The sequence below is a fragment of the Streptomyces sp. NPDC048442 genome, from assembly GCF_040651475.1.
Classification (GTDB): domain Bacteria; phylum Actinomycetota; class Actinomycetes; order Streptomycetales; family Streptomycetaceae; genus Streptomyces.
Window position 1 is genome coordinate 116,490 of the sequence record NZ_JBEZKB010000009.1, and the last position, 14,507, is coordinate 130,996.

Here is a 14,507-nt window from a genome sequence, read left to right on the forward strand (position 1 = left end):
CGTCCGCCGCAGGGCCCGCCGCCCGGACCGCCGCAGGGCCCGCCGCCCGGACCGCCGCAGGGCCCGCCGCCCGGACCGCCGCAGGGCCCGCCGCCCGGACCGCCGCAGGGCCCGCCGCCCGGTCAGCCGGGCTACGGATACCCGCAGGGTCCGCCGTCGGCCGCCGACAACCCGTACGCGCAGCAGGCAGCGCCGCCGACCGCGCCGCAGCAGGGCTACGGCTACCCGGGCCAGCCCGGACAGCCCGGCCCGTACGCGCAGCAGACGCAAGCCGGCTACGGCTACCCGGGTCAGCCAGGTCAGCCCGGTTACCCCGGCGCCCCGGCCCCCGGCCCAGGCGGCGGCGGCCCGCAGAACAAGCAGAAGCTGCTGCTCATCATCGGTGCGGCCGTCGCCGCGCTGATCGTGATCGCGGGCGGTATCTACCTGGTCTCCGGCGGCGACAAGGAGCCGATCGCCAAGCCGACCACGGACGTGAAGCCGACCGTGCCCGTCGACAAGGGCGACGGCAAGGGCGGCAACGGCCAGTCACAGGCCCCGGGCCGCGACGCGGGTACGGACCTCAACGCGGGCCGCCAGCCCGGCGACTCCAAGGTCCTGTGGAACCACGTCAACGCGGTCGACCTGCCCAAGGGCGGCGGCAAGGTGATGCCGTCGGTGTTCGTCGGCGACACCGTGATCCAGGCGTACTACCGGACGATGACGGCCTACGGCGCCGCCGACGGCAAGAAGCGCTGGGAGATCCCGTTCCAGACCGAGATCTGCGCCGCACCCCGCCAGGCCGGTGCGGACGGCGTCACCGTCATCGCCGTCAAGAACAACAACACGGAGAAGGGCGACTGCAACCAGCTCCAGCAGATCAACCTGAAGACCGGCAAGACGGGCTGGCGCAAGGAGGTCACCAAGTCGGGCCTCTTCGACCTCGGCGGCGTCGACGAAATGGCGATCACGGGTGACACCGTCACCACCAGCGCCCGCTTCGGCAACCCCAAGGCCTTCAAGGTCAGTGACGGATCCAGCGCGTTCACCAGCGAGCGCGTCGGCGGCTGCCGGCTGTCCTCCTTCGCCTCCAACGGCACCAAGCTGCTCGGCGTCGACAGCTGCACCGGCAGTGGCTCCAACAGCAAGACCAGCTACCAGCTCCGTGAGCTCGACCCGGCGACGGGCAAGGGCAAGTGGACCTGGAAGGCGCCCGAGGGCTGGGAGATCAAGAACGTCTACTCCGTCGAGCCGCTGGTCATCTACCTGCAGAACCGCGAGAAGAAGGCCGGCAACGTCTCCTTCTTCAAGGCGAACGGTCAGCCCAGCGCCCAGATGACCGGTGAACTGCCCTCGGCCCGGTGCGGCATGTTCAACAACAGCCTCCAGGGCTGCCAGGGCGTCGCCGCCGACGCCACCACGCTGTACGTGCCGAGCGAGGCGAAGTCCTCCGACCCCGGTGTGTCGGGCCGCAGCAACGAGGTCCGCGCGTACGACGTCGTCACCGGCAAGCTCAAGTGGGCCTCGAAGGATCCGGGCCGCGAACTGCTCCCGGTCAAGGCCGAGGGCGGCTTCGTCTTCGCGTACACCGAGCCGTCGTACGACAAGCCCGGCGGGCTCGTGAAGATCCCCGCCGCGGGCGGCAATCCGGTGCCCGTACTGAAGAACTCGTCGGCCGTGCAGTCGATCGAGAACGGCATGTACTCCAAGCTCCTCTCCTACGAGGGCGGCCGGCTCTTCCTCGCTCCCGACCGCGTCTCGGGCAAGGACGACGAGAAGCCGCAGACCCTGCTGGCGTTCGGCAACTGACGTGTACGGGGCGGGAGTTTGGCCGGCAGCGGCCGGCCCCGCCCCGTTCGCGCACCCGCCGCACCCCCCGTTCGCGCACCCGCCGCACCACGAAGAATTCCGAAGGTCTCCCGGCCTTCTCCCTGCCACCCTCCTACGTCCCCAGAGGTAGTGCCACCATGACGCAGCCGCCCAACGAACCCCCGAAGAACGGGGACGGGTCTCCGCCCCCGTCGCCGTTCAGCAAGTCGCCCGAGTCCGGCCCGAACCAGGCCCCGCAGCCGCCGCAGACGCCCCCGCCGGCCGCCGGTGGTTTCGGTGCGCCCACCCAGCCGCCCGCCGGTGGCTTCGGCGCCCCGACGCCGCCCGGCCAGCCGCCGGCCCAGCCCGGCTACGGCTACCCGCAGGCCCCGGGCCAGCCCCCGCAGGCTCCCGGCCAGCCGCCGCAGACGCCCCCGCCGGGCGGTCAGGCGCCCCCGGCCGGTTACGGCTACCCGGGCCAGCCCGGACAGCAGCCGCAGCCGCCCCAGCAGGGCTATGGCTTCCCGGGTCAGCCCGGTCAGCCCGCCACGGTCGGCATGTACCCGCCCCAGGCGCCCGCCCCGCAGCAGCCAGGCGGCAGCGGCGGTGGCGGTCTGTCCAACCAGCTGAAGATCATTATCGCGGCGGTCGCCGCCGTCGTCCTGATCGTCGGCGCGGGCGTCGTCTACAAGGCGACCAGCAGCGACGGGACCGAGGACGTCGCGGGCAGCTCCTCCGGCGGAGGCGGCGGCGACGGCAAGACCGAGGAGAAGGCCGGACCCCCGGCCCCGGACGGCGCGGGCAAGGAGAAGGCCCCCGAGAACGTCACCTCCAAGGTCAAGTTCCAGGTCCCGATGCCGGTGGTCAAGGAACTCACCGACGCCAAGGGCTCCTGGGCCACCGACAAGGTGTACGCCAAGGCCGGCGTCAAGACCATCGTCGGCTACGACCCGGAGAAGGGCACCGAGCTCTGGAAGCTCCCCCTGACCGGCGAGGTCTGCGGCGAGTCGCGCTTCCTCTCCAAGGACGGCAACAAGGCCGCCTTCCTCTTCGAGGGCACCCTGGAAGCCGGCAAGAAGGTCGCCCCGTGCAGTGAGATCGGCCTGTTCGACCTCACCACGGGCAAGCTGCTGTGGCAGCACCACTTCAAGGACGCCGACCGGCTCGCCAGCCTCGACCAGGTCACCATCTCCGGCGACACCGTCGCGGCCGGCGGCACCGGCGGAGCCGGCGCGGTCGACATCAACGGCAAGGAGCTGTGGAGCCCCAAGCCCTCCGCCGACAACTGCGAGGACAAGGGCTACGGCGGCGGTCCCGCCCTCGTCGCGATCCGCCAGTGCGGCACCTACGACGCCCCGCAGCTGCTGATCCAGACGCTGAACCCGACCTCCGGCGCGCCGCTCTCCACGTACAAGCTGCCCGCGGGCGCCGAGACGGCCTCGATCGTCTCGACCAAGCCGCTGCTCGTCGGCGCGGAGGTCAACGACTCCGCCACCGGCACCGCAGGCATCTCCGACCTGTTCTCGATCGACGGCGCGACGGGCAAGCTGCTCGCCCAGATGCCGGTCGACGGCGAGAAGTACGACCTGCACTGCCCGCGCGGCGACATCGAGGGCTGCACCAAGGTCGCGGTGGGCAACGGCAAGGTCTACCTGCCGACCGTCCAGCGCCGGAGCACGGCCGAGACCGGCCGCACCAACGAGATCGTGTCCTGGGACCTGAAGACCGGCAAGCCCACCTCGGACAACATCCCCGCGGGCGAGCGGTACTCGATGGTCCCGCTGCGCATGGACGGTGGAAACCTGATCGTCTACAAGTTCCCCCCGTACGACAAGGGAGGCCAGGTCGCCAGCATCGACGGCGGCTCCCTCAAGCAGACGGTCCTGCTGGACAACCCGGGCGACCGGGCGGTCAGGGACGCCGAGTCCAGCCTCACCATCAACTTCGAGAACGCACGGTTCGCCGGTGGGCGGCTGTTCCTCTCGAACGACCTGCTGAGCGACAGCAACACCAGCCAGAAGTACCTGGCGATGGTCTTCGGCCCCTGACCGGAGCCCACCACCGCCGAGGGGCGCCCCCGACTTGATGTCGGGGGCGCCCCTTCTTCGCGCTGCTACAGCTCTCAAACCCAACCAATCGGCCAACAAGGGTATTTGACAACTTTGAGTGGCTTCTGACGGTAAGGGGCGCGCAACGTCGAACAAGCGTGTAGCTTGCCGGGTCAGGAGGCCGGGGGGCCTGCTCCTGGGGGAACGTGGGGGGTTTCGATGGGCGTACGGCTCATGGTGGTCGACGATCACCGCCTGCTCGCCGAGGCACTCGCCTCGGCGCTCAAACTCCGCGGGCACCGTGTGCTCGCCGCCGCCGCGCCCACCGCGGGTGCGGCCGAACTGGTGGTCAGCCGGGCGCCGGAGGTCTGTCTGTTCGGCACGGCGACCCCTGCCCTGCCGGGCACCTTCGACCCGATCGTACGGATCAAACGCGAGCGGCCCCAGGTGGCCGTCGTCGTCCTCGGTCCCGTCCCCAGCCCGCGCGGCATCGCCGCCGCCTTCGCCGCCGGGGCGGCCGGTTACGTACGTCACGACGAGCGCATCGAGGGCGTCGAGCGCGCCATGGTGAAGGCGCGCGCGGGGGAGGCGGCGGTGGCGCCGCAGCTCCTCCAGAACGCCTTCGCGGAACTCCTCAACCCGGCCGCCCAGCCCGACGACGAGGGCCAGCGGCTGCTGCACCTGCTGACCCCGCGCGAGGTCGAGGTCCTGGTCCGGGTCGCCGACGGCGAGGACACCCGGCTCATCGCGGCCGGCATGGGCATCGCGCCCAGCACCGCGCGCACCCACGTCCAGCGCGTCCTGATGAAGCTGGGCGTTGGCTCCCGCCTGGAGGCGGCCGCCCTCGCGGCCCGTACGGGGCTCCTCGACCGCGCGACGACAGCTGCCCCGCAGGAGCACTGAGGAGACCTGAGGGGCATCGAGGGGCGCGGGGACCTGCTCCGATCCGCCCCGCCATGTACCTCCGCCATTGACGCCACTGTTGTGCCATGGTTTCTTATGTTCGATTCTGTTGGCAGGTGTGCGTGCGTGAGGTGACTGTGAAGAAGACATCGACCCGGCTTGCCGATGGTCGTGAACTCCTCTACTACGACACGGCGGACGACCGGGTCCGGGACGCGGTCGACCCGCGCCCGCTCACCCCGGTCGCCACCGCGTCCGAGATCCGCCACGACGCGCTCCTCGGCGACTCGGTGGCCATCGCCTCGCACCGCCAGGAGCGCACCTATCTGCCGCCCGCCGACGCGTGCCCGCTCTGCCCGTCCCGCGAGGGCCACGAGAGCGAGATCCCGGACGCCGACTACGACGTGGCCGTCTTCGAGAACCGCTTCCCGTCCCTCGCCGGGGACTCGGGCCGCTGCGAGGTGGTCTGCTTCACCTCCGACCACGGAGCCTCGTTCGCCGACCTCACCGAGGACCAGGTCGCCCTGGTCCTCGAAGCGTGGACCGACCGCACGGCGGAAATGGCCCAGCTCCCCGCCGTGGAACAGGTGTTCTGCTTCGAGAACCGGGGCGCCGAGATCGGCGTCACCCTCGGCCACCCGCACGGCCAGATCTACGGCTACCCGTACGTCACCCCCCGTACGGACCTGATGCTCCGCTCCCTCGAAGCCCACGCCGCCCGCACCGGCGGCGCGTCGAACCTCTTCGACGAGGTCGTCGCCCGTGAACGCGGCGAAGGCTCCCGGGTCGTCCTTGAGGGTGAACACTGGACCGCCTTCGTCCCGTACGCCGCGCACTGGCCCTACGAGGTGCACCTCTACCCCACCCGCCGGGTCCCCGACCTGCGCGCCCTGGACGACGCGGCCCGCGCCGAATTCCCGTCCGTCTACCTGGAGTTGCTGCGCCGCTTCGACCGCATCTTCGGGCCGGACCAGCCCCCCACCCCGTACATCTCGGCCTGGCACCAGGCGCCCTTCCGGCACCCGCTGCGCGAGGACTTCGCCCTGCACCTGGAGCTGTTCACCGTCCGCCGCACGTCCGGCAAGCTGAAGGTCCTCGCGGGCTCCGAGTCCGGCATGGGCGCGTTCGTCAACGACGTGTCGCCGGAGGCCGCGGCCACCCGACTGCGAGAGGTAGCGAGCAACACATGAAGTACTTGGTTACGGGCGGCGCGGGCTACGTCGGCAGCGTCGTCACGGCGCACCTCCTGGAGGCCGGCCACGAGGTGACCGTCCTCGACGACCTCTCCACGGGCTTTTGCGAGGCCGTCCCCACCGGCGCCGCCTTCGTCGAGGGCCGCATCCAGGACGCGGCCGCGCATCTGGACGGGAGTTACGACGGCGTCCTCCACTTCGCCGCGTTCTCGCAGGTCGGCGAGTCCGTCGCCGACCCGGGGAAGTACTGGCGCAACAACGTCGGCGGCACCATGGACCTCCTCGCCGCGATGCGCGACGCGGGCGTGCGCCGCCTCGTCTTCTCCTCCACGGCGGCGACGTACGGCGAACCCGCCGTCACCCCCATCACCGAGGACCTGCCGACCGCGCCCACCAGCCCGTACGGCGCCTCCAAGCTCGCCGTCGACCACATGATCAGCGGCGAGTGCACCGCCCACGGCCTGGCCGCGGTCTCGCTCCGCTACTTCAACGTGGCCGGTGCGTACGGCCCTTCAGGAAATGTCGCGTGCGGCGAGCGGCACGACCCGGAGTCGCACCTCATTCCGCTCGTCCTGCAGGTCGCCCAGGGCCGCCGCGAGTCGATCTCCGTGTACGGCGACGACTACCCGACCCCCGACGGCACCTGCGTCCGCGACTACCTCCACGTCGCCGACCTCGCCGAGGCCCACCTCCTCGCCGTCGCCGCCGCCGAACCGGGCACGCACCGCATCTGCAACCTCGGCAACGGCACCGGCTTCTCCGTCCGCGAGGTGATCGAAACCGTCCGCAAGGTCACCGGACACCCGATCCCCGAGGTCATGAGCCCCCGCCGTCCGGGCGACCCCGCGATCCTGGTCGCCTCGGCGGACCGGGCCCGCACCGAACTGGGCTGGACCCCCTCGCGCACGGACCTGGCCGACATCATCGGCGACGCGTGGCGCTTCGCACAGGGCAAGGAGAGCGGCCAGTGAGCCCGGAACACGTCATAGCGGAATTCAGGGAGTTGTACGGTACGGAGCCCGAGGGCGTCTGGGCGGCCCCCGGCCGGGTCAACCTCATCGGCGAGTACACCGACTTCAACGACGGCTTCGTGATGCCGCTCGCCCTCCCGCACACCGCGCAGGCCGCGGTGGCCCGCCGCACCGACGGTGTGCTGCGACTGCACTCGGGCGACAGCGAGGAGGGCGTCACCGAGATCCACGTCGACGACCTCAAGCCCCCTTCCTGCGACGGCAGTTGGTGGACCTACCTCGCGGGCGTCGTCTGGGCGCTGTGCGAGGCGGGGCACGAGGAGGCGGCCGGCGGCGCGGACGTACACCTGCGCTCCACCGTCCCCACCGGCGCGGGCCTCTCCTCCTCGGCCGCCCTGGAGGTCTCCCTCGGTCTCGCCCTCACCGAGCTGCACCAACTGCCGCTCTCCCGCCCGGAGTTGGCGCTCATCTGCCAGCGTGCGGAGAACGCCTTCGTCGGGGTGCCCTGCGGCATCATGGACCAGACGGCGTCCGCCTGCTGCGAGGCCGGGCACGCCCTCCACCTCGACACCCGCGACCTCACCCGCCGCCAGGTCCCCTTCGACCTGGCCGCACAGGGCCTCGCCCTCGTCGTCGTCGACACCCGCGTCAAGCACGCCCTCGGCGACGGGGCGTACGCGGAACGCCGCGCGGGCTGCGAGGAGGGCGCCCGCCTCCTCGGAGTCACCCACCTGCGCGACGTACCGTACGGACAACTGGACGCGAAACTGGCCGAGTTGGACGACGAACGGGTCCGCCGCTACGTCCGCCACGTCCTCACCGACAACCACCGCGTCGAGCAGGTGATCGCCCACCTGGACGCGGGCGACACCCGCGCGATCGGCCCGGTACTCACCGAGGGGCACACCTCCCTCCGGGACGACCTGCGGATCTCCTGCCCGGAACTGGACCTCGCCGTCGAGGCGGCGAACGCGGCGGGGGCGTACGGCGCCCGGATGACCGGCGGCGGCTTCGGGGGCTCCGCGATCGTCCTCGTGGAGGAGTCGGCGGTGGCCGACCTGACGCGGGCAGTCGAAGCGGCGTTCGAGGCGGCCGGTCACCGGAGTCCGCGCGTCTTCCCGGTCACACCGGCGGCAGGTGCCCGCAGGCTGAGCTGAACTGCCGTGAAGCGCAGGGGGGTTGGGCGGCCCATGAGTGACAGGAACTGTCCATTCCCTCTCGCCTTTCGCCACAACACGACACAGGAAGCGCACGCCGGGCCCCGAGGCCAAACAGTTCTGCAAATACCCTTCCGGTCATCGCCCCCGCCCGTACTCTGAGGCTTGAGCACCGGTGGGGGCCGGTGCTGATCAGGGGGCGAGACAGTCGGACTACGACCCCCGGGGCCGGGGTATTGATCGGCCGGTATTGATCGGCACACGGCGGCGGCCGTGCGCACCGACGATTCCGCCCGGCCCCGGGAGTCGTGTCCGCGCAGGTCCGTCCTCCGACTCATGGGGGTGTCAGAGGCAGTGGTTCGTATTCGCGTCCTGGTGGTCGACGACCACCGAATCTTCGCCGAGTCGCTCGCAGCCGCCCTCGCGGCGGAACCGGACGTCGACGTGACGGCCGCCGGCAGCGGCCCCGCCGCGCTGCGGTGTCTGGAACGGGGAGCGGCGGAAGGCCGCAAGTTCGACGTGATGCTCATCGACGCGGACCTCGGCACGACCCTCGCGCCGGGCGGAGGCGCCCCGCACGCGGTCGCCGTCCCCGACCACGGGGCCGAGCAGGACGGCCTGGTCGACGGAATCTCCCTGGTCGCAGGCGTGCGCACCGGCCAGCCCAGCGTCCGCACTGTCGTACTCGCGGAGAAGGACGACCCGCGCAGGGCCGCCCTCGCACTGCAGGCCGGCGCCTGTGGGTGGGTGGCCAAGGACTGCTCCCTGCAGCGCCTCCTGGCCGTCATCCGGGGCGTACTGCGCGACGAGACGCACCTCCCGCCCGCACTCCTCACCGGGGTGCTCCGCGAGCTGACCGCGGCCCGCAAGCACCGCACGGAGAGCGAACGGCTGGTGGAGTCCCTGACTCCGCGCGAGCGCGAGGTGCTGCGCTGCATGGTCGCCGGCCTCGGCCGCAAGGCCGTCGCCGAACGACTCTTCCTGTCCCCGCACACGGTCCGCACCCACATGCAGAACGTGCTGGGAAAGCTGGGCGTCCACTCGACCCTCGCCGCGGTCGCCCTGGCCCGCCGGGCGGGTGTGGGACCCGCCGACCTAACTGCTGGGGACGTTGTCGAACGGGGCGGTCAACTGGCGTAGCAGAGCGGCCAGTTCACCGCGCTGCGCCCGTGACAGCTCACCGAGGATCGCCCGCTCCTGCTCCAGCAGGCCCGCGAGCGCCTGGTCGGCACGGTCACGGCCCTCGTCCGTCAGCCGCACGAGAACCCCGCGCCGGTCACTGGGGTCCGGCAGCCGCTCCACCAGGCCCTTCTTGGCGAGCCTGTCGATCCGGTTGGTCATCGTCCCGGACGTGACGAGCGTCTGCGTCAGCAGCTGCCCGGGGGAGAGCTGATACGGATCCCCGGCCCGCCGGAGCGACGTCAGTACGTCGAACTCCCAGGGCTCCAGGCTGTGCTCGGAGAACGCCAGCCGGCGCGCACGGTCGAGATGGCGCGCCAGCCTGGACACTCGACTGAGCACCTCAAGGGGCTCCACGTCGAGGTCGGGGCGCTCTCGGCGCCATGCTGCGACCAGTCGATCGACCTCGTCCTCCATGACGATCAGTGTAGGGGGTCTGTCGACATGAAGTCTCTTGCATTCAAGTATCTTGACGACAACTCTCTTGACGTCAAGATATGCCTGGGGGAGGCTGAAGCCATGACGACTTCCCCTTCTCCTGTCTGGGACCCGTCCCAGTACCTCCGCCACGAGGGCCACCGCACCCGCCCCTTCGCGGACCTCCTGTCCCGCATCACCCCCGCCACACCTCCCGCCCGCATCGCGGACCTGGGCTGCGGCGCGGGCAACGCGACGGCACTCCTGGCCTCCCGCTGGCCCGACGCCCGCATCACGGGCTACGACAACTCCCGCGAGATGCTGGTGAAGGCGCAGCAGTACGCCGGGGAGAACCTGGACTTCGCGTACGCCGAGGCGTCGACCTGGGCCCCCGCCCCCGCCTCGTACGACCTGATCGTCTCCAACGCACTCCTCCAGTGGGTCCCGGGCCACGCCTCGCTCATCGAAGGATGGCTGGAGGGACTCACCCCCGGCGGGACGTTCGCCTTCCAGGTCCCGGGGAACTTCGATGCCCCGAGCCACACGATCCTGGCGGGCCTGCGGGAGTCCCCGCGCTGGCGCTCACGGCTCTCGGGCACGGGCGACCGCGCGGCGGCGGTTCTCGCCCCTGCCGACTACCTCTCCCTCCTCACCTCCCTCGGCTGCGCCGCGGACGTCTGGGAGACCACCTACCTCCAGCTCCTCACCGGCGAGGACCCCGTCCTGGACTGGGTCAAGGGCACGGCCCTGCGCCCCGTCCTGACCGCACTCGCCGACGACGAGGAGGCCGCGGCGGCCTTCACCGCCGAGTACGCGACCGCCCTCCGCGAGGCCTACCCGCCGGGCCCCGCCGGGACGGTCTTCCCCTTCCGCCGCATCTTCGCCGTGGCGGTGCGCCCGTGATCGCCGCCCTCGACCACGTCCAGCTCGCCGCCCCGCCCGGCTCCGAGCCCGCCCTCCGTACGTACTACGTCGACGTCCTCGGCATGCGGGAGGTCCCGAAACCGCCGGTGCTGGCGGCGCGCGGAGGCTGCTGGTTCGAGGCGGGCGGGGTCCGGCTCCACCTGGGTATCGAGGAGGACTTCCACCCGGCCCGCAAGGCTCACCCGGGGATCCGCATCTCGGGGATCGAGGCGTACGCGGCCCGCCTGGCCTCGCACGGCGCGGAGGTCGTACGGGACGACAACCTGCCGGGGCACAAACGCTTCTACTCCACGGACCCGGTGGGGAACAGGCTGGAGTTCCTGGAGGCGGTCACAGCGGTGGAGCTCACAGCTCCTTGAGCGCGTCCAGCGAGATGTCGATCGCGATGTCGTACGGGACTCTGACCTTGAGCTGATCGTGGTGGATGCCGGTCAGTGCGTATGTCCTGGACAGCGGGTCGAGTTCGTAGACACGAACGACGGGGTGGGCGTTGCTGTCGGTCATCTCGACGAGCCAGAAGTGCGGGATACCGGCAGCGGCGTACTTGCGAGGCTTGGTGTCGCGGTCGCGGGACTCGGACTCGGGGGAGACGACTTCCACGGCGAGACGGACGTCGGACGCCTGGAAGTGGGTCTGGTCGAGACTGGTCGCGGCCTCGGCCAGCGTGACGGAGAGGTCGGGCTCGGGGCCGTTGCGCCGGTCGATCACGACGGTCATCTCCCGTTCGACCGTCAGGGCTTCTGGAAGTGTGCTGCGCAGGCCGTTCATCAACAGCTCGATCATCTTGGCGTGGAAACGCCGCTGCGGACTCACGAATACCAGGCTCCCGTCGAGCATTTCGGTGTGCGGCGGGAGGCCGGGCAGCGTAAACAGGTCGTCCACGGTGTAGCCGTCCTGCGGCGGCACGGGCCAGTGGCATCCCGACTCGGCGATCGGCTCGGCGGTCATGGTGATTCCTCCCATGGACGGGATTCTGGGCCTGCCCCCTCACCGTAGCGGCCGAGATCGCGAGATGTACTCACAAAGAGTGACGCCTGGCCTGATGTGCCTCAGTCGTCGTTCTTGGCGGGGCGGCGCTGCTCGGCGCGGTGGGCGAGGGCGGTGACGATGCGTCGCCAGGCAGGGGATGCCTCGGAGATCCGGGAGGAGACCAGCTTCAGGTATCCGGCCCGGTTGCTGTCGCGTTCGTGCGCGATCTCCCACGCGTCCAGGTCGTCGATGAGCCGGCCCAGGCGCGGATCGTGCGGATCCCAGCCGACCGCTTCGTCGCAGGCGAGGAACAGGCGCGTCGTCTCGGGGTCGTCGAGGCCGGCGTTCTTGTCCCGTATCCGCTCCGGCACGATCTGCGGGTCCAGTGCCCGCATCAGGATCCACGAGTCGCGTTCGAGCAGTACTCTCCGCTCGCTGATCCCGAGGCCGCGCATCCGGTCCAGGATGGCGACGACCTCGGGAGGCAGGACGAGGCTTTCACCGCCGGCGAGTTGGGCGATCCGGCGGCGGGATTCGGTGAGCTGGTCGATCTTGCGCCGCAACTCGGCGTCGATGCCGGTGACGGCCGCCTCGAATGCGGCAGGCTCCGCGTGCAGCAGCGCGTCGATACGGGCCAGGGGCACCCCGGCATCGGCGAGGGTCCTGATCCGGATGAGATCCACCGCCGCCTGCGCGCTGTAGCGGCGATAGCCGGAGGCGTCGCGCTCGGGCTCGGGCAGCAGGCCGATGTGGTGGTAGTGCCGAACGGTACGCACGGTCACTCCGGCGGTCGCCGCAAGCCGGCCGATCGTGAGCACCGTCCTCCTAGGTCTCTGTCCCACGGGCCTTCGTACGCCGTGCAGTCGTGCCGAGTTTAGTGACGAGAGCGGTCGACCACGTCGCGTACCGCCCGGATCACCGCATCGGGCCGTTCGAAGCAGAGCCGGTGGTGGGCGGTGTCGGAGATGATGCGCTGTTCCCCGTGCGAGACCGCGCCGGCCAGGGCCGCGTCCAGCCTCGTCCTGCCGTCGTGCATCTCCTGCAGTGTCCGCTCCGAGGTCATCGCCTTCTGGCCGGGGTCGGTGCCCACCACGGTGAGAGCGACCACCGGGACGTCCGGGACGCCGGGACCGGTCAGCAGCTCGGCGGCGAGTGCGGCAAGCCCGGTGCGCTCGGCGATGCCGGAGCGGGTCAGCTCGTCACTCGTCTTGGCGTCGATCATCGCCTGCCGCAGCTGCTCCGGGTAGTCCGCGAGCAGTTCGGCGTACATCTCGCGCAGCGTCGGGCGCATCCGCACCATCTGCTCCCAGCCGGGGCCCATCCGCTCGACCGCGGCCAGACTCGCCGCGGGAGGCATGAAGGCGTCCCAGTCGCGGTGGAAGGCGTCCAGCCAGACCAGCCCGGCCACGTCCTGCGGGTACAGCTGGGCGAACCGGTGCGCGTAGAAGCCGCCGAGGGAGTGCGCCACCAGGACGTACGGACCGGCGACGTCCTGGGCGCGCAGCAGCTCGCGCAGTTCCGTGGCGACCGCCGCGGCGGTGCGCGGCAGCGGGACGGCGTCGCTGAAGCCCGTGCCGCCGCGGTCGTACAGCACGCCGGTGGTGAACTGCGAGACCTCCTGCAGGACACCGAAGTAGTCCAGGCCGATCGCGCTGGCGCCCGGCAGGAACACCACGGCCGGTCCGCCGCTGCCCGCCCGGTGTACGAAGACGCGCCGGCCGTCGATCTCCTGGAACCCGCCGACCGGCGGGGCGGGCCGGGTCGGGGAAGCGCTGTTGTTGCTCCTGCTATTGCTGCTGCTGTTGCGACTGCTGTTGTTGCTGTTCGTCATGCGACAAGGCTCCAACCCTGACGCAGGGTCAGGGTCAACCCTTCCCCTGGGCGGCGGGCTCGCCTACTTCCCGCGCCGGCCCAGCGCCTTCGCGCGGTCGTGCGCCCAGCCCGCCAGGATCAGGCCGAAGAGGACGGCCGTGAGGTACGTGACGAGCGTGACCGCGAACGGGGCGCCGAGGCCGCCGAGCAGGCCCGTGTGGGCGTGGTCGATCAGCATGCGGATCGCTCCCTGGCCGCCGATGACCAGAAGGACCGCACCGAGGATCTGGAGGACGTCGAACTTCATGGCGGGCTGCCTTTCGCTGTGCGGGACGTGAGCCAATACAATGCACTCGCATTGTATTGAGTGGGTCGCACGGATGCAATGCGATCGCATGGGAAAACGCGGGAAGGGCGGACGCACGCATGCCGAAGGTCGTGGACCACGAGGACCGCAAGCGACGGCTGGCCGAAGCCGTCTGGGCACTGACCCTCCAGGACGGGCTCGAAGGCGTCACGCTGCGGAAGGTCGCGGCCGAGGCAGGCGTGTCGATGGGGCAGGTGCAGCACTACCACGCGTCACGCGAAGAGCTGGTACGGGACGCGGTCCGGCGGGCCGTGGCCGCACTCAACGCCCGTATCGAGGCATCGATCAAGGCCGTGGCGGAGGAGGACGGGCCCCCCGGCGCGGAGGTCATGCTCCGCGAGTGCCTGTACGCGATGCTCGCACGCGACGAGGAAGGGGTACGGCTGCTCCGGCTGTCCGTCGCCGTACTCGGACGGGCGATCTCGGACCCGGAGATGGCAGGCGTACTGGGACCGGGCGACGGCGAACTCCTGGACTTCACCGCGGGCCTGATCGCCGGAGCACGGGCGGAGCGGGGGGCGAAGGCCGCGGGCGACCCCCGCATCGATGCGGACATCTGCTGGACCGTGGCCACGGGACTGGGCGTGGACGTGGCACTCGGCATGCGAACTCCGGCCGCTGCCAAGGGAGTTCTGGACCACCACCTTGAGTGCGTACTCGGCCGGGGGTAGCGGGCTTGCGTGGCCCGGGGGCCCGGGGGCCCGGGGGCTCGGAGGCTCGGGGCTGATGTCACATCCCGGGCCGGGCGCCCCGTCGTACCGGTGACCGCGCACCACGGC

The 14,507-nt window shown here is 71.1% G+C and carries 15 protein-coding genes; 10 read left to right on the plus strand and 5 right to left on the minus strand.

Going from position 1 to position 14,507, the window contains the following annotated elements; translation table 11 throughout:
• The 7 genes from AB0D18_RS16380 to AB0D18_RS16410 all read left to right on the plus strand — a co-directional run.
• A partial coding sequence (locus AB0D18_RS16380; protein WP_362417864.1) for a PQQ-binding-like beta-propeller repeat protein occupies nt 1–1,788 on the plus strand: 1,788 nt, incomplete at its 5' end.
• A gap of 158 nt (nt 1,789–1,946) precedes the next feature.
• Nucleotides 1,947–3,836 carry a PQQ-binding-like beta-propeller repeat protein gene (locus tag AB0D18_RS16385; RefSeq protein ID WP_362417867.1) on the plus strand — a complete coding sequence of 630 codons (1,890 nt, stop codon included), beginning with the start codon at nt 1,947–1,949 and terminating at the stop codon, nt 3,834–3,836.
• Between the two features lie 219 nt (nt 3,837–4,055).
• Nucleotides 4,056–4,739: a LuxR C-terminal-related transcriptional regulator gene (locus AB0D18_RS16390; RefSeq protein WP_362417870.1), complete on the plus strand. Its 684-nt coding sequence runs from the start codon at nt 4,056–4,058 to the stop codon at nt 4,737–4,739.
• A 137-nt stretch (nt 4,740–4,876) separates the two neighbouring features.
• Complete coding sequence (gene galT / locus AB0D18_RS16395; protein ID WP_362418238.1) at nt 4,877–5,929, plus strand: galactose-1-phosphate uridylyltransferase; 1,053 nt, start codon at nt 4,877–4,879, stop codon at nt 5,927–5,929.
• The gene (galE, locus tag AB0D18_RS16400) at nt 5,926–6,903 is read left to right on the plus strand and encodes a UDP-glucose 4-epimerase GalE (RefSeq protein WP_362417873.1); all 978 of its coding nucleotides are present in this window, start codon (nt 5,926–5,928) and stop codon (nt 6,901–6,903) included. The genes galT and galE overlap by 4 nt, the downstream gene beginning before the upstream one ends.
• The gene (galK, locus tag AB0D18_RS16405) at nt 6,900–8,060 is read left to right on the plus strand and encodes a galactokinase (protein ID WP_362417876.1); all 1,161 of its coding nucleotides are present in this window, start codon (nt 6,900–6,902) and stop codon (nt 8,058–8,060) included. Before galE ends, galK begins: the two co-directional genes overlap by 4 nt.
• A gap of 354 nt (nt 8,061–8,414) precedes the next feature.
• Entirely contained in the window at nt 8,415–9,200 is a 786-nt protein-coding gene (locus tag AB0D18_RS16410; RefSeq protein WP_362417879.1) for a response regulator transcription factor, read from the plus strand.
• Here the strand turns inward: AB0D18_RS16410 and tamR are convergent.
• Nucleotides 9,156–9,656: a MarR family transcriptional regulator TamR gene (gene tamR, locus AB0D18_RS16415; RefSeq protein ID WP_362417882.1), complete on the minus strand. Its 501-nt coding sequence runs from the start codon at nt 9,654–9,656 to the stop codon at nt 9,156–9,158. The two genes, AB0D18_RS16410 and tamR, sit on opposite strands and share 45 nt — an antisense overlap.
• A 102-nt stretch (nt 9,657–9,758) precedes the next feature.
• Between tamR and AB0D18_RS16420 the strand changes: the two genes are divergently transcribed.
• Complete coding sequence (locus tag AB0D18_RS16420; protein ID WP_362417885.1) at nt 9,759–10,559, plus strand: trans-aconitate 2-methyltransferase; 801 nt, start codon at nt 9,759–9,761, stop codon at nt 10,557–10,559.
• Nucleotides 10,556–10,939 (plus strand): VOC family protein, encoded by a 384-nt coding sequence (locus AB0D18_RS16425; RefSeq protein WP_362417888.1) that lies wholly within the window; start codon nt 10,556–10,558, stop codon nt 10,937–10,939. Before AB0D18_RS16420 ends, AB0D18_RS16425 begins: the two co-directional genes overlap by 4 nt.
• Here AB0D18_RS16425 and AB0D18_RS16430 read toward each other — a convergent pair.
• From AB0D18_RS16430 to AB0D18_RS16445, 4 genes are all read right to left on the minus strand, one after another.
• Nucleotides 10,926–11,543: a Uma2 family endonuclease gene (locus tag AB0D18_RS16430; RefSeq protein WP_362417891.1), complete on the minus strand. Its 618-nt coding sequence runs from the start codon at nt 11,541–11,543 to the stop codon at nt 10,926–10,928. The genes AB0D18_RS16425 and AB0D18_RS16430 overlap by 14 nt on opposite strands.
• Before the next feature lie 86 nt (nt 11,544–11,629).
• The gene (locus tag AB0D18_RS16435; RefSeq protein ID WP_362417894.1) at nt 11,630–12,367 is read right to left on the minus strand and encodes a MerR family transcriptional regulator; all 738 of its coding nucleotides are present in this window, start codon (nt 12,365–12,367) and stop codon (nt 11,630–11,632) included.
• Nucleotides 12,368–12,423: 56 nt separating this feature from the next.
• A complete protein-coding gene (locus AB0D18_RS16440; protein ID WP_362417897.1) occupies nt 12,424–13,380 on the minus strand; it encodes an alpha/beta hydrolase in 957 nt (318 codons plus the stop codon).
• A 63-nt stretch (nt 13,381–13,443) separates the two neighbouring features.
• Nucleotides 13,444–13,668 (minus strand): hypothetical protein, encoded by a 225-nt coding sequence (locus AB0D18_RS16445; protein ID WP_362417900.1) that lies wholly within the window; start codon nt 13,666–13,668, stop codon nt 13,444–13,446.
• Nucleotides 13,669–13,787: 119 nt separating this feature from the next.
• On the opposite strand from AB0D18_RS16445, the gene AB0D18_RS16450 reads away from it, so the two are divergent.
• On the plus strand, nt 13,788–14,399 hold the full coding sequence (locus tag AB0D18_RS16450) for a TetR/AcrR family transcriptional regulator (protein ID WP_362417903.1): 612 nt from the start codon (nt 13,788–13,790) through the stop codon (nt 14,397–14,399).
• Nucleotides 14,400–14,507: the final 108 nt, after the last annotated feature.

Excerpts from the sequence above, each read along its gene's own strand:
- AB0D18_RS16385 (WP_362417867.1), top strand. The coding sequence starts at position 1,947 with ATGACGCAGCCGCCCAACGAACCCCCGAAGAACGGGGACGGGTCTCCG.
- AB0D18_RS16390 (WP_362417870.1), top strand. The coding sequence starts at position 4,056 with ATGGGCGTACGGCTCATGGTGGTCGACGATCACCGCCTGCTCGCCGAG.
- galE (WP_362417873.1), top strand. The coding sequence starts at position 5,926 with ATGAAGTACTTGGTTACGGGCGGCGCGGGCTACGTCGGCAGCGTCGTC.
- tamR (WP_362417882.1), bottom strand. The coding sequence starts at position 9,656 with ATGGAGGACGAGGTCGATCGACTGGTCGCAGCATGGCGCCGAGAGCGC.
- AB0D18_RS16420 (WP_362417885.1), top strand. The coding sequence starts at position 9,759 with ATGACGACTTCCCCTTCTCCTGTCTGGGACCCGTCCCAGTACCTCCGC.
- AB0D18_RS16430 (WP_362417891.1), bottom strand. The coding sequence starts at position 11,543 with ATGGGAGGAATCACCATGACCGCCGAGCCGATCGCCGAGTCGGGATGC.
- AB0D18_RS16440 (WP_362417897.1), bottom strand. The coding sequence starts at position 13,380 with ATGACGAACAGCAACAACAGCAGTCGCAACAGCAGCAGCAATAGCAGG.
- AB0D18_RS16445 (WP_362417900.1), bottom strand. The coding sequence starts at position 13,668 with ATGAAGTTCGACGTCCTCCAGATCCTCGGTGCGGTCCTTCTGGTCATC.
- AB0D18_RS16450 (WP_362417903.1), top strand. The coding sequence starts at position 13,788 with ATGCCGAAGGTCGTGGACCACGAGGACCGCAAGCGACGGCTGGCCGAA.